11 protein-coding genes are annotated in these 15194 nt (G+C 42.9%); 6 read left to right on the forward strand and 5 right to left on the reverse strand.

All coding sequences use genetic code 11. The annotated features are described in order from the left end of the window. Window positions 1–1387: 1387 nt before the first annotated feature. Window positions 1388–2080, reverse strand: a complete 693-nt coding sequence (locus tag A3757_RS19635) for a hypothetical protein (protein WP_068513873.1) — start codon at window positions 2078–2080, stop codon at window positions 1388–1390. Window positions 2081–2409: 329 nt separating this feature from the next. Between A3757_RS19635 and A3757_RS19640 the strand changes: the two genes are divergently transcribed. The 6 genes from A3757_RS19640 to A3757_RS19665 all read left to right on the forward strand — a co-directional run bounded on the left by A3757_RS19640 (window position 2410) and on the right by A3757_RS19665 (window position 12766). Next, window positions 2410–4098, forward strand: a complete 1689-nt coding sequence (locus A3757_RS19640) for an NUDIX hydrolase (RefSeq protein WP_068513870.1) — start codon at window positions 2410–2412, stop codon at window positions 4096–4098. Then, window positions 4095–6497: a class I SAM-dependent DNA methyltransferase gene (locus A3757_RS19645; protein WP_068513868.1), complete on the forward strand. Its 2403-nt coding sequence runs from the start codon at window positions 4095–4097 to the stop codon at window positions 6495–6497. The genes A3757_RS19640 and A3757_RS19645 overlap by 4 nt, the downstream gene beginning before the upstream one ends. Next, window positions 6497–7855: a restriction endonuclease subunit S gene (locus A3757_RS19650; RefSeq protein ID WP_068513865.1), complete on the forward strand. Its 1359-nt coding sequence runs from the start codon at window positions 6497–6499 to the stop codon at window positions 7853–7855. The genes A3757_RS19645 and A3757_RS19650 overlap by 1 nt, the downstream gene beginning before the upstream one ends. Further along, window positions 7852–11130: a type I restriction endonuclease subunit R gene (locus tag A3757_RS19655; RefSeq protein ID WP_068513862.1), complete on the forward strand. Its 3279-nt coding sequence runs from the start codon at window positions 7852–7854 to the stop codon at window positions 11128–11130. Before A3757_RS19650 ends, A3757_RS19655 begins: the two co-directional genes overlap by 4 nt. Before the next feature lie 34 nt (window positions 11131–11164). After that, complete coding sequence (locus tag A3757_RS19660; RefSeq protein ID WP_068513860.1) at window positions 11165–11935, forward strand: hypothetical protein; 771 nt, start codon at window positions 11165–11167, stop codon at window positions 11933–11935. Between the two features lie 354 nt (window positions 11936–12289). Continuing rightward, a complete protein-coding gene (locus A3757_RS19665; protein WP_068513857.1) occupies window positions 12290–12766 on the forward strand; it encodes a hypothetical protein in 477 nt (158 codons plus the stop codon). Window positions 12767–12917: 151 nt separating this feature from the next. Here the strand turns inward: A3757_RS19665 and A3757_RS19670 are convergent, their stop codons facing one another. From A3757_RS19670 to A3757_RS25340, 4 genes are all read right to left on the reverse strand, one after another. Beyond that, window positions 12918–13097 carry a hypothetical protein gene (locus A3757_RS19670; RefSeq protein WP_068513854.1) on the reverse strand — a complete coding sequence of 60 codons (180 nt, stop codon included), beginning with the start codon at window positions 13095–13097 and terminating at the stop codon, window positions 12918–12920. Next, the gene (locus A3757_RS19675; RefSeq protein WP_068553822.1) at window positions 13084–13845 is read right to left on the reverse strand and encodes a zeta toxin family protein; all 762 of its coding nucleotides are present in this window, start codon (window positions 13843–13845) and stop codon (window positions 13084–13086) included. Before A3757_RS19675 ends, A3757_RS19670 begins: the two co-directional genes overlap by 14 nt. 217 nt (window positions 13846–14062) lie before the next feature. Next, window positions 14063–14701, reverse strand: a complete 639-nt coding sequence (locus A3757_RS19680) for a hypothetical protein (RefSeq protein ID WP_068553824.1) — start codon at window positions 14699–14701, stop codon at window positions 14063–14065. Between the two features lie 139 nt (window positions 14702–14840). Next, window positions 14841–15194 (reverse strand): integrase core domain-containing protein (locus tag A3757_RS25340; RefSeq protein ID WP_156506434.1); only part of this gene is annotated, 354 nt, incomplete at its 5' end.

Here is a 15194-nt window from a genome sequence, read left to right on the forward strand (position 1 = left end):
GAACCCAGCGCCCATATTGAATCGATATGTTTGTTTCTCTATTCATTGCATTAGTTACCTGTTTAAGTGATTTGAGGCTCTACTTTAAGCGTGTTTTCCGCGCACCACCGGTGCGTACGGCGTGTATTTTTAACGTACCGCGCAACAAGGTGTTCGTTTTCTATTTTATGTTTTGAATAAGAGACGCAACAAAAATGGTGAAAACCTCCATGTTTGAAGGTTTCTAATAAATTTTAGTGAAAGAGGTATGGTAATAAGTTTGTTAAAGATGCCTTTATTAATGGGTTTTGTTCCAACGTTTTTGCTGAAGGGGGGGGGGCAAGGCGTACGGTAGGGGTACGCAAGGGTGTGTCTGCTGATATGTTTATAGATAAGCGTGCATTGGTACTTCTGTAGTACCCCTTGTGCACACCTACACGTTCGATTAGGGGAAATAGTCACCGACAGAATTAACAGAACTGATTTTCATAATCTTTTTAAGGAGAACAAGATTGTCAAATCTTTGTGCTCATTATATTTGAGCACAAAGTTTTGATTGTGAGTGCTCATCTTCTGATGAGCACAAGGAATTAATTAAGTGAATTTTTATTGGAATTAAGAAATTAGCAGCGAATTCAAAAAAGCTATTATGAGCATAAACTTTTGGTTTTCGAATGTTGCTTATAGAAAACCTTATATGAGCATAAACTCTGAAAAGTTTGTGTCTTTAGTCTTATTAATAGTCCAAAATCCCTACTTGAGCATAAACCCTTTATGCTCATCCTTATAGGTGTATTTTTAACGCGATTGGAGATGGCGTTATTTGGCTTTATTAAACTCGAGCAAGCATTTTTTAAAAATTGGTAGTTTCGGGTTTTGAAAAGTTTGATGTTTGGGCTCTCCAAAGTTAATAGTTAACGATTGGTCACTTAGTTTGTGCAGGGTACGTAAAGTATCTGGATTAATTTCTCTACGAACACTGGCTAGAAGAGCCTTAAGTTCAAGGTCGAATTTACAATCCACTTCCAGACTCTATATGCTTCAGTTAATTTCACAAAGATGTAAAAACTTAAATCGTAAGGTTTATGCTCATTATTCCTGAGCACTTCCTTTGTTTTGTAAATGCTCAGGAATGATGAGCACAAAAAATAACTTATTTGTGCACATAGATGAGGGCTTTAAAGAATGATGTACGATGACCTTGAGCATAAAATACTATCCTGAGCACAAACTTCTGAAATCTCAAATTACAGGTGGTAAAACCTATCCTGAGCACAAGGTTTCGAAAAGTTGTGTCTTTTAGTTTTAAAATGGCCAAATTCCCTATCCTGAGCACTAACATGTTGTGCTCAGGTTTTTTAGTGTATTTAGGTGCGATAGAACCTTGCGATTATGTCGTTGGTTAAATTCAAACTACGCATTTTTCAAGGCTTGTGTATTTCGAGTGGGGTATATTTTGCTCTGTCATGAGTTTTCTTACAGTTGTCATGAATGATTGATCAGAAAGGTCGCAGAGCCGTATTTGTGTGATAACTGGCTCTCCATTTTCAACGTGTTTGGTTTCGGTTTTAAGTGGGAGTGCTTGAGGTTTAATGACGCATTTTCCTTCCTGAAACCTGAAGCCCAAAGTTATTGGGTGGACCTTAATAGGGCAATTGTCACTAACAGGATCGTTCAACTTCAAAGTCGATTGGACACTGAATTGACCAATGACCTTTTGGATAATCGAAGCAATTGATTTTTCAATTACGTATCGTTCGAAGGTGTTCAGTTTAATGCATCCGGATATTTGATGTAGGCCTTTGGGATTAGATCTTCTCATACGTTCAGACAAGTTTTCCGCAGATACGGCAATACCACGTGTTAAAGATCTCTCTAGATCTTTAGTGGCAAGTTCAAAATCTCCCAAACATACTCCCGAACTATTGTGCCAATTTCCCTCCTTGCTTTTCCAAATGGTACCTAGCTCGTCTCCAATATCACTTACGAGAGCTAAGACATGTCTTTTCCAGTGATCTGGCTTTTCTTGCCAGTGAGTACCGTAGCTGTAGATATCTTGGTTTAGGATGATATTGCGTAATAGGTCAGTTGTGTAAGTCATAGAGTTCTCCTTTTGTGGTCACCTCCAAAAATATGTCACTTATAAAATACGCAAGTATTATTGATTTCATGAGCGCTAGGAAATTATTAGAATGAAGTACAAGTAGTTGTAAATCTTATATTTTATATAGCTGAGCGTTCGAATATGGGGTAGACTGGGTTGCCTGAGGAATCTGGTTGGTTTGGTTTTGTCCCCCTGGAGTCCCTAACACAAGAAGTAGCGAACAGACATACTTGCTCGAAAGGTTTCAGGGTAGAAACCAAAAAATCTTAAGTCGTTTAGTTTAGGAAGAATAAAACGGTTTATTTGATTATAAAAAGCGAGCCACAATGAATAACTTAGGGACTATTGAAGCCCTCAATACAATATATAAACACCTTCCTTTACACGCAGAAGAGGGCGGTGAAGCATCTTCCGTTAATATTCGTGACAGTATTTCCAAAGACTGTCCAGATAACGTAGAAATCACTTCAGCAATTTCGTTAGTTGAACGATTATTCGTTGGACTGGGTTTGCTGGATGATACTTTGTTAGAGCACGGTATCTGGCGATTCAAATCTTTTCCTGCTTCATTGATGGCTAAGTCGTTGCTGTCTTCACTTAAAGATAGTGATCAGAGCCTATTTCCAAAAGGTTTCTGGGGTGCGCAAAGTGACCACTCTGAAGTTGTTGAAGAACAGCGTAATGTATTGCACTACTTAGAAAACCAAAGACAAAGGCACCACAATACTTCTGCGCAGCCCGTTCGTTACGTACATGTAGCTTGGGGTCTTATTTCAGTGGATGGTAAGTTTCTGCTAAGGCACCGAGAAGATAAGACCCGTAAGAACCGAAACAACTATGTGTTAATTGGTGGTCGTGTCTCGCAAAACGATTTAATGGAAGCGAACAAAGAGCTAGATACACTCGCTGCAGTCAGTCTCTTACAAAGCCCAGAGGCATCCAATCAATCTGACGCAATAGAGGTCGCCCTTGAGCGAGAATTATCTGAAGAAACAGGTTTGAATCCTAAAGAACACTATTCCTATTCATCTTGGCGCACCATTAAACCTTACACCGCTGTCGAAGGCGGTGGTGCAAATCATGCGCTAACGGAATACCGAATACATGTTTACCATATTAATCTTACTCAAGATGGCCTACTTGCGCTTTCTAAACGCATCCGCGCAGATGAAAACCTAACATGGTTTACGGCTGATGAGCTTGTTAAGGCTAAGTCTCAAGATGGCAGAATGGCGTATATCGATGCCTTGATCGAGGATCACGATTCTAAAGATGATTGGCGTAAATCTATAGAGAGTATCTCTCCAAGCTATGTGAATACACTCTCAGAGCTTCCAGATTCTTTTTCAACGACATTCTCGCTAGATAATTCAGAGAAAATCAGCGCTGGTAAGACCGGCAAAGAAAAGGACTTAGATTGCAATTTAACTGATGAAGAGCACAACTTGCTGCTAAGCTTGAGTCTCTTTGCAAAGGATTCCGAAGCTGAGTCATGCTCTGAACGAATTCAGCTATTAATAAATGGTTGGGTAGAAATAGTTGATGACGATCTTAATGACTGTGCGAGAAGTTTAACTAATAAACTAAGTGATGCAGGCTTACCGATTATTGAAGGTTATAAAGAGCGCTTTTACCGTCTAGCCTTGGCAGGATCGAACGTTTATTTCCATAAGGTAGCATTTGAATATCGTTTAGAAGATTCGGTCGATAAGAAAACTCAATTAATTGTTACGAGAAATCCGATTGCGACTGACCTAATTGAATCTGAATCAGCTTCTTACACCAAAGAAATTTCTGGAGCGCTTAAGATTGGCCTGAAAGAGCTCATGGCCGATAAAGACGTTAGTGGTGACTCACAGAAAGACCTTGATACCTTCAAAAAGAATGTTCAAAGGTTGTCTTCCCTAAATCAAGGGATTGGCCTAAGAGCGCTGATACGTTCATTTAAATCTAACTTCCAGCTTTTTGATAAAACCGAAGACGAAGAAACACAGACTAAGGAATCAAGTCGATGAGTTCGATTGAAAGCACACCAACACCCAATAACCTAGCAGCATATTGTTGGTCGATCGCCGACCTGTTACGCGGCGACTTCAAGCAAAGCCAATACGGCCGCATCATCCTGCCATTTACGCTCTTACGCCGCCTTGAATGTGTTTTAGAAGAAACCAAAGAGCAGGTTTTAGCTAAATTCGAAGAAATACAGACAATGAACCTGCCCGAAGAAGCGCAGGAAAAGCTGCTGATTCGCGCTTCAGGTTTAAGTTTTTACAACACCTCAAAAATGGATCTCTCCAAGCTGGGCCAAAACGGCATCAAACAAAACCTGGAAAGCTACATCCAAAGCTTCTCCAAAGATGCCCGTGAAATCTTCGAGTTCTTCAACTTCGCCGAATTCCTAGGCCAGTTAAACGATGCCGACTTACTGTTTAAAATCGTACAAAAAGTCCGCCAAACCGATCTTAGCCCCAAGGCCATCTCCAACCACGATATGGGCCTGGTGTTTGAAGAGCTGATACGCCGCTTTGCTGAAGGCTCCAATGAAACCGCCGGGGAACACTTTACCCCCCGTGATATTGTGCGCCTCACCACCTCCCTGGTATTTATGGAAGATGATGACGCCCTCACCAAGCCCGGCATCATCCGCACCATCTACGACCCCACTGCGGGTACCGGTGGCTTCCTCTCCTCGGGTATGGAATACGTGCACGAGTTAAACCCACAAGCGGTCATGCGTGCCTTTGGCCAAGAGCTTAACCCTGAGAGCTACGCCATCTGTAAAGCCGATATGCTGATCAAAGGCCAGGACGTCACCAATATTAAACTCGGCAACACCTTATCCAATGATCAGCTCGCAGCCTCCAAGTTTGATTATATGCTCTCCAATCCGCCCTTTGGTGTCGATTGGAAAAAGATCGAATCCACCATCAAAGACGAAAACACCCTCAAGGGCTACGACGGCCGCTTTGGCCCAGGCTTACCGAGAGTGAGCGATGGCTCGTTATTATTCCTCATGCACCTGATCAGCAAATTAAGACCGAACGAAGGCGATGTACATGGAGGTACAAGTGTCGCGGGAGGCAGGACGCCGGGAGCGACCGGTGGCCGTATTGGCATCATCCTCAACGGCTCACCCCTGTTTACCGGTGGTGCAGGCAGTGGCGAGAGCGAAATTCGCCGTTACATCCTTGAGGCCGACCTGCTTGAAACCATCGTCGCGCTGCCCACCGATATGTTCTACAACACCGGCATCGCCACCTATGTATGGGTGCTGTCGAATAAAAAGGCCGATGAGCGCAAAGGCAAGGTACAGCTGATCAACGGCGTAAACCTCTGCGGCAAGATGCGTAAATCCCTAGGCTCCAAACGTAACGAAATGAGCAGCGATGACATCGCCACTATCACCCGCAGCTTTGGAGCCTTTGAAGTGGTGGATGCTCGTGAGCTGGATAAACCTGCCGAACAAAAAAGCAACCGTGGCCGACAATCGGAAAACCCTAAAACGGAAGCCCCCAAAACCTTCGCCAGTAAAATCTTCGCCACCCATGAATTTGGCTACCGCCGCATCACCATCGAGCGCCCATTACGCGAGAGCTACCAATTCAATGATGAGCGCATCGCCGAGCTGCGCTTTGCCCCCAAGCCGTTAAACGCGCCGATGAAGTGGGTATATGAAAACTATGCTGAAAGCTGGAGCGATGACGAAGGCTGTGAGAACTACGGTGTATTAGCCGAGAATGAAGCCGACATCCGCAAACACTTGAAAACCCATTTCAGTGATTTAAAAGAAGCCAAAATCAAAGAACTGTTAGACCACAAAACCTGGGCAGCACAAAAGCAATGCCTGCTAAAAGCCAAGCAGCTACAGGCAGAGATAGGCACTGTACAGTGCGATGATATGAACGGCTATGAAGCCGCCATCAAAGCCGCCTGCAAAGCTCAAGGCATTAGCCTGGATACCAAAGAGAAAAAACAAATCACCACCGCCGTAAGCTGGAAAAACCCGGCAGCGGAAAAGGTGATTAAAAAGCTGCATAAAAATACCGAAGCCAACCCGCTTTATGGTCTGTTTGAGGTGGATGGAGGTGCCGGCAGCGAAAAGAGAGTGATTGAGTACAAAACCGATGGTGACTTGCGTGATAATGAAAACGTTGCCCTTGATCCATCACAAACCGTCAATGCGTTGAACGAAGCCTACTTCAAAAAAGAGGTACAACCCCATGTACCCGATGCCTGGATCGATGCCAGCAAGACGGATGATAAAGATCAGGAAGTGGGCATCGTCGGTTATGAAATTCCGTTTAACCGCCATTTTTATCAGTACCAGCCGCCAAGAGATTTGGAAGCGATTGATGCGGATTTGGATGCTGTGTCTGCCGAGATTATGAATTTGCTGCAAGAGGTGCATTCGTAATGGGTAAGTATCAAGCATACCCTGAGTATGTTGACTCTGGAACTCAGTGGCTGGGAGAGATTCCAGCGGATTGGGAATTATTTGACGGTAAGCGTTTATTCAAGAATCGAAGGGAGCCTTCATTAGAAACGGATGAGCAACTTGCGGCCAGCCAAAAATATGGCGTTGTTCCTCAGTCTTTGATGATGAAACTGAATGATTCAAAAGTCATGCTGGCATTGAAAGGAACCAGTTCATTTCGTCACGTTGAGGAGAATGATTTTGTAATTAGTTTGAGAAGCTTCGAAGGCGGAATTGAACATAGCAAATACGTAGGATGCGTTTCACCAGCGTATACAGTTTTATCTTCCGTGAAAGATATTGCGCCTAAATTCTATCGTTATCTATTTAAAAGTAAGCCATATATAGCTGCTTTACAGTCAACAACAGATAGTCTTCGCGATGGGAAATCCATAACATTCGAGCAATTTGGTGCCATTCCTCTTGTCTTACCGCAATTTGAAGAACAAGAAAAAATCGCCAACTTCCTCGACCACGAAACCGCCAAAATCGACACCCTGATCGAAAAACAACAACAGCTGATCAAACTGCTAAAAGAAAAACGCCAGGCCGTGATCAGTCATGCCGTCACCAAAGGCCTCAATCCCAGCGTCCCCATGCGCGACTCAGGTGTAGAGTGGTTAGGTGAAGTGCCGGAGCATTGGGAAGTAAAAAAATTCAAATACTTATGCGACAGAATCATTGCGGGGCCTTTTGGCTCTAGCATCACCAAAGATATGTACGTTAAAAATGGCTACAAGGTATATGGGCAAGAGCAGGTGATACCAAATGATTTTGAGATCGGTGATTACTATATCAATGAAAAAGATTACACAGAACTATCCCGTTACATCGTTGGTGAAGGCGATATTCTTATTAGTTGTGTAGGAACATTTGGAAAAATCGCTGTTTTTCCAGAAGGTGCTGAGCCAGGAATAATTAATCCAAGATTGATAAAAGCTGAGATCTGCCAAAATCATAACCCGTACTACATCAGAGAATTACTTAAAAGTGAGATGGTCTTTAAACAATTCGAACTTTTGAGTAGAGGTGGAACAATGGGAGTTATTAACATTGCTATATTGAGTGAAATATTAGCTGCTGTACCTCCTGAGAATGAGCAGAGTGAAGTAGTAGAATATATCAACCAACAAAAAGAAAAGTTCAGCAGCTTGATTGATCAGGCAAATAAGGCTGTTCAGCTGTTACAGGAGCGCCGTACGGCTCTGATCTCAGCAGCCGTAACCGGAAAAATTGATGTCAGAAGCTGGCGAGCCCCAGAACCATCCGATAATCAAAACAAGGAAGTAGCCGCATGAGTACATTGTCAGGAAGCGGTAAGGCTAACGAGTTTACCTTTCAAAATGATATGGTCGATCAGCTAGTCGCTAACGGCTGGCTGCTGGGTAAGCCTGAAGGCTACAACCGTGAACTGGCCCTGTATGAAGAAGATGTGCTGGGTTTTGTTAAAGAAACCCAAGATGAACAATGGCAAAAGTTCTGTGGCCTATATCCCCCTTCACCTGGAAATGAAAAGCATCCTGAGCAGAAGTTTTTAGAGCGTGTCGCATCCCAATTAAATAAAGCCGATCCTAACGCTGCCAATAAAGAGATGCGTACCTTTGGCACCTTGGGTGTCTTACGCCATGAGCTGCGTGATCGTGGTACACGCTTTAGTTTATGCCAGTTTAAACCCGAACATGATTTAAACCCGGATACCCTGGCGCGTTACAAACAGAACCGTTTACGGGTAGTACCGGAGCTGGTGTATTCACCTTGGGCCAATGAAGCAGAATTAGAGGCAACAGGTAATAAGGCTAAAGCATGGCGTATAGATCTGGTTTTATTTGTCAATGGATTGCCAGTGGCCACGCTGGAGTTAAAGTCTGAATTTAAACAGGCGGTGCAAAACGCAATAAAACAGTATAAGACAACAAGATTCGCAACCGATCCGGCGACTAAGAAACCCGAACCACTCCTTAGCTTTAAACGCGGTGCACTGGTGCATTTTGCCGTCAGCCAGTATGAAGTGTATATGGCCACGCGCCTCGAAGGGGAAGACACCTTCTTTTTACCCTTTAACAAAGGCACCAAGGATGGTGGAGCCGGTAACGATGTACCTAAGGATGTGAATCAGTACGCCACCGATTATTTATGGAATGAGGTGTTACAGCCCGATAACCTGCTGAATATTCTTGCCCGTTTTGTGCATTTACAAATCGAAGAAAAGGAAGACTGGGAAGGGCGTAAGTACAAGAAAGAGACATTAATCTTCCCGCGTTACCACCAGTGGGATGTGGTCACCAAATTGGTTGATGCTGCCCTTACCGAAGGCCCAGGTAATAAGTATCTGATACAACACAGTGCCGGTTCCGGTAAATCCAACTCCATTGCCTGGTCGGCGCATCAGTTATCCAGCATTCATACCGCAGAAGGTAACAAACTGTTTGATTCGGTGATTGTGGTCACTGACAGAACCGTGCTGGATGATCAGCTGCAAGAAACCATCTCGCAGTTTACCTCGGTAGAAGGTGTGGTGGGGCGTATTAACCGCAGCGAAGGTGATGGCTCCAAATCGGAAAAGCTGGCCGCAGCGCTGGAAGGTGCAACGCCGATTATTATCGTTACCATTCAAACCTTCCCCTATGTATTAAAAGCCATTGAAAACAGCGTCAGCCTCAAAGAGCGTAACTATGTGGTGATTGCCGATGAGGCCCACAGCTCACAAACCGGCAGCACCGCACGCCAGCTAAAAGAAGTGCTGATGGTTGATGGCAAGCCGCAAGATGAAGATTTAACCACCGATGATATTCTCGATGCAGCCGTGGCCTCACGCCGTGCCTCCAGCAACCTGAGTTACCTGGCCTTTACCGCAACACCGAAAACCAAAACGCTGGAGCTGTTTGGTCGTTTACCCAAACCGGAAGAAGCGCCTTCCAAAACCAATAAGCCCGAAGCCTACCATGTGTACACCATGCGCCAGGCCATTGAAGAAGGCTTTATCCTCGATGTGCTGAAGAATTACACCAACTACAAAGTGGCCTATAACCTGGCCTTGAAGATAGACGGTGCCGATGAAGAGGTAGAAAGCAAAAAAGCTAAGGTGAAACTCAACCAGTGGGTGCGCCTGCATGACTACAACATCAGCCAGAAAGTGCAGGTGATTGTGGAGCACTTTAAAGACAATATCATGGGCTTATTAGGTGGCCAGGCCAAAGCGATGGTGGTGACCAGCTCTCGTAAAGAAGCGGTGCGTTACAAGCTGGCGTTTGATAAGTACATCACCGAAAAAGGCTATCAGAAGATTCAGGCCATGGTGGCGTTCTCGGGTGAGCTGGAGTTCACCGATAGAGATCCTAATGCTGAGGCGTTAATCGGCGAGAAGTTTACCGAAACCAGTATGAACCCCGGCCTGAAAGGCCGTGATATGCGCAAAGCCTTTGACAGTGACGATTATCAGGTGATGATCGTGGCGAATAAATTCCAGACCGGTTTTGACCAGCCCAAGTTATGCGCCATGTATGTCGACAAAAAACTGGGCGGGGTAGAGTGTGTGCAAACGCTGTCGCGCTTAAACCGCACCTTCCCCGGTAAGGCTGAGTGTGGCACTTACGTGCTGGACTTCTTTAATGACCCTGAAGATATATTGGGAGCTTTCCAGCCTTACTTCCAAACAGCAGAACTGGCCGATGTATCCGATCCGGATTTGATTTTTGATCTATCCGATAAGTTAAAAGCAGCCGGTATATTCCTCTGGAGCGAAGTAGAGCAGTTCTGCGATGCCTTCTTTGTGAAGAGCAAAAGTAATGCTGCTATTGCCAATATCTGTAAGCCAGCGGTGGATCGCTGGCAGAAGCGCTACCAGTTGGCGGTAGAGGCATTTAAAGAGGCCAAGGATATGTTTGAGCGCACAAAGCGAACGGACGATGCTGTATTGATTGCTAACGCCGAGAATAGCTTTAAAGAGTGCAAGCAAGCGAAAGATGAGCTGGAAATATTCAAAAAGGACTTGGGTACCTTCGTACGGTTCTACGAGTTCATGTCTCAGATCGTAGACTACGACGATAAAGAGCTAGAAAGGCTCAGCTTGTATGCGCGCAACCTGCAACCCATGTTAAGGGAAGCGGTCATCGAAGATGGCGACATTGATCTATCAAATGTCCAGCTCAGCCACTATCGTTTGTCCAAGATCAGACAGCAGGACATTAAACTAAAAGTTGACTCGGAAGAGGACAAGCTTGAACCGGGTGACGGCTTAGGAACAGCCAAACCAAGAGATAAAAAAGAAGAGTTCTTATCTCACCTAATCAGCAAGCTAAATGAACTGTTTATTACGGACAACTTAACCGATCAAGACTTGGTTAATTACGCATACACAGTAAGAGATAAGGTTCGTGAGAATAAAAATGTTATGAGCCAAATTAGCAATAATACGGCAGAACAAGCGATGCTAGGTCACTTTCCTAAAGCAGTTGATGACGCCATATTAAGCAGTAGTGAAGCACATCAAGATCAGATGATGCAGTTGTTATCTGATCCAGAGAAGGCTGCGAAGTTTGGGCGAATTGTTTTTGGTTTATTGAATGCTCAGTAAGTAAATCATATTCAATATTGGGATAGGTTTTTATATGGATCTAAAATTCGAGTTTGACAATTCTGCTGATGCTTTTTCGTTTAGTAGAAACCTAACAAGAAGTTTAAAGGTTGCGTCTTGCTTTGAGCGCGATGAAGATAAGCATCTTGTTGTCGTGCGCGAGAAAAGTTTAACCGATATAAGTGCTTCTGCATTAGCGGTTTCAATAGTTACAGCAGGCCTAGTAAATGGACAGCAATACTTTGATAAAGAAAAGTTTATCTTGGTGATTGAAGCTATGCAGCGAGCCAATCCAGCGTTAGTAGATATGACTTCACCTCAAATTGGTGAGTATCTAGCAAGTTTGTCTCCAGAGCAATTGCAAGGTGTAGTGAGTAACACAAAAGGTGTTTACCACGAGATGCTATATGTGGATTCGGTAAACAGTGCGGGAGGGGAGGCAGTACTGCATGAGGACTTAAATAATCCAGGTTCAGATGTTGTGATTAGAGAAGATGGCGCTTTGAGTGAAGTCCAATTGAAAGCGACTGATAACGTAACCTACGTAAACGAGCATATTGAGAAGTATCCCGATATTGATGTTGTAGCCACAACAGAGGTTGCTGCAAAAATAGATGGCGTTGAAAGCTCGGGCTTTTCCAACGAATCTCTTGAACAAGATGTGACTAGCGGTGTTGAAGAGCTAATCGCAGGTAATGATACGGCCGATGTTGTTGTGAGTAATTTAACCTCTAGTGTCGCTGAAGAAAGTATTGGTCTTGGGCCCATCAGTATATTAACAGGGTTGCTGTTTGGTATTTTCTGAGTCTTTTTGAGAATAATCTAATCGAAATGCATATGCGGAAATAAGTAAACATATGGCATATATAAACAAAGGTTAGCGGAAGGTGGTGCAATAAACTCTACAGTTTTAATGCTGACCGTACCGTTGATCGGTTTAATTAGGTCTTAGAGTGTTGAGCAACAATACCGCAATACGGTTCAAGGTAAACCGTCATCCGGTTTAGCTGTAATAATTTAGACACAATATCACTAACTAAGAATCAGGCCGTATAATAAATCTGAGTTGTCACAGTTAGCCAAATGCTCCATCTAATAAACCACGTAAAAAACGTGGAGGACCCCCAGGGTCGTTCATACACACTGTTAGGGTTATAAAATGAGAGGGTTTTCTAGTCTTGTTCTATTCATTATTGGTTTAGCAATAACGCTTCAGTGGTTTGAAGATAATAAGTCCCTATTTGTTTTACTATGGCAAATAGTTTTAGTTATTGTACCTCTAGCCACGATAGGCGGTTTTATCAACGAGTTTTTTCAAAGAAAAAGGTATGTTAAATATTGGTATGACAAGCCGACTTGGTATGGTGCAATGGAATGTAATAAGTGCTTTTATGACTGGCAAAGTCGCCGAAATACTCCACCGGCTAAATGCCCAAGCTGTAGTTCCAAAGATATTGATGTGGTTTATGTGTATGAGAAAGCCATAAAGCAGGTCGAAAGGTCGGTGCTAACGGTAGAGGACTGGGAGCAAATACCTGAAGAGAATACTATTACTACGTATCCTTCGTGGTTATTTTTAACAACCATCTTCACAGTATTTGAGTTTATATTTATTTATGCCATGTATTCATCCTAACAAGTTTATCGAACCTCGTTTCGCCCATGATAGCTGATCAGCTATCATGGGATTGTAGAAAGGCATACGTCCTTTTATTTTGAATGCGACATTTGTTTTGCCAATAAAAAAGCCCGCATATCGCGAGCTTTCTAATATTAACTAGAGTGCTTTATCTTGCTTGCAGCTGCTGACTTTGCATGGCTTCGGCTTCAGCAATCATTTCAAGCTGCTCTTTTTTTGCCTCATTCAACACTTTCATATAAATTCTTTTTTTTCTATCTGACTTTACGTTATGTGCAAAGTGCGAAAGAGGTGATTCAACCGTAACTTTTGTTTTACGAATTATCATCTTCCGTCTCCGTATTATCCAACGCCTCTCTTAGGGACGCGGGAGTATATTTTTCGTCCAAATAATTGTCAATATTACCAATATTAAATTCTGGCCGAACTTTTTGATCTAAGTCTTTAAACAATAAATCAACTTGTAGGTTTTGTCCAAACTCTTCTTTTAATTTGCGGACTGTATCTTTCGATTTAAAGTACCTATCAACAAATACATCTAAATCAATAGCCCGTCCCATCGTTAATTCACGGGCTTTTGCAGCTTTCCAGGCATTTAATGGGTCATTGTAAACAAATGTGATAACAACGCAGTAATCCCTTTTAGGTGATAGGCATCGCTCAATATTCTGTTTGGTTTTATCATAGTCTGATAAGGTTCCATCAAGTATGAAGCTTTGTTTATTCTTCATTAACTTATCAAAAACGGCATCTACGATGATGGATGTAGGGTACTGAAAAAGTCTAGCGTTCTTTCCGTTATAGCCAGGCATTTGCTCTCTAATCTCATCAGGGTCAATGAGAGAAAATGCACCTTCATTATCCTTAAATTCATCATCTAGAACGCGTTTTAGGGCGTGAGCAACTTCAGTTTTGCCAGCTGCTGGACAGCCAGCCATGTAATAAGCTGTTGGTTCAGTGTCTGCTGGAACAAGATCTTTATTAGCGTACTCTTGTACAAAGTGCTTTTTTCGTTCCTTTGCCCATTTTATCGCGGCATCGACTAATCCTTGTTCATCTTCAGTGAAATCGCTCATTCAGCACCCATTACCATAGTTGACCAGTTAAGTTTGCATGTAAGCTAAAAATAATCAACTGTTGATAGTGGTATTGCGTCAGTTTAATAAATGAACTCAAAGGAACTAAGTTTATTTAATTTTGAACCGGGGGCGGAGCCAGAAACTCCAAATAAATAAGGAGTATCTCTCTTAACGCAAAGGCCCGCATAAGGCTTAGATATTTAGAGTCTACTTGCTATAAGTTTTCACTATTGCAGTCTTTGGTAGAAAGAAGCTGCTTCAAATACTCACCTTCTTCCTGACTAATCAACCCAACGATATTGTATTTAATCCACCCTGGTATCGGGTCATACCCACCAGCTAAAGCCGCTTCTATATTGTCAGTCTTATCGGCCAGGTATTTCAAAAAATAATCTGCTAATGACTCTCTTAAACGAATATTTCGGCAGCTTGCAACCAACAGCATGCTTTCAGTCACTGGGTCTAGGTTTAGTAAATCGTCAAATAGGTATCCATCAATTATGACACCGCCCAAGCTAAGTACAATCTCTAGTATCTTTACTTTGGCTATAGGATAGCTGTAAGACCTATTAATAGCGCGGTCAGGAAGTTTAAGTTCTGCTGGCTCTAGTAACTCTAAAGAACTTGATTCTGCGAATATTTTAGCTCTCAGTATTTGTACTTTGATGTCGTCGCTTGTTGCTGTGTTTATAGCTATCAGCGCATCCAAAGCAAGACTATAAAATATGACCGAACCAAAGGGGAAGTTGTACTGTTGAAGATAACTCTCTAGTCCTCTGCTTTTAAGATTAGAGATGATTTCATTGTTTATGAGTTCCTTGTTTAGAAAGTCTTGCGGGAGATAGAAGTCCAATTTATTTTCCTCTTACTTGATTAGCTATTTTTACCTTATCTATCAAATAAGACCACGCAAGCGGACATCATAAGGACAAGTTGTTCTAGTGGATGTTTTGATTGAAACTGTGCAGCTAAAAAACAAACTTTTGTAGTGGTCAACTAAAACTGGCCAGCCCGTTATAAGTTTTTTCGTAAGCCTGTTCAGTCAATAACGGTGACATACCACCATTATGATGATGAGGCCGATGACGATTGTAGTAACCATTAATGTATTGATCGATAGCTGCTTCTGCTTCCATAAACGATTCATATCCTGATCGCGGCATCCATTCTGTTTTAAAGCTTCTAAAGAATCGCTCCATTGGCGCATTATCCCAGCAATTTCCTCTGCGACTTAGGCTTTGTCGAATGCCATAACGCCATAGCAGCTGACGATAGGATTGGCTTGTGTAATGACAACCTTGATCGCTGTGAAATAGCACGCCCTTCGGTTTGCCACGACTTTCATA

This window comes from Oleiphilus sp. HI0117, from assembly GCF_001635235.1.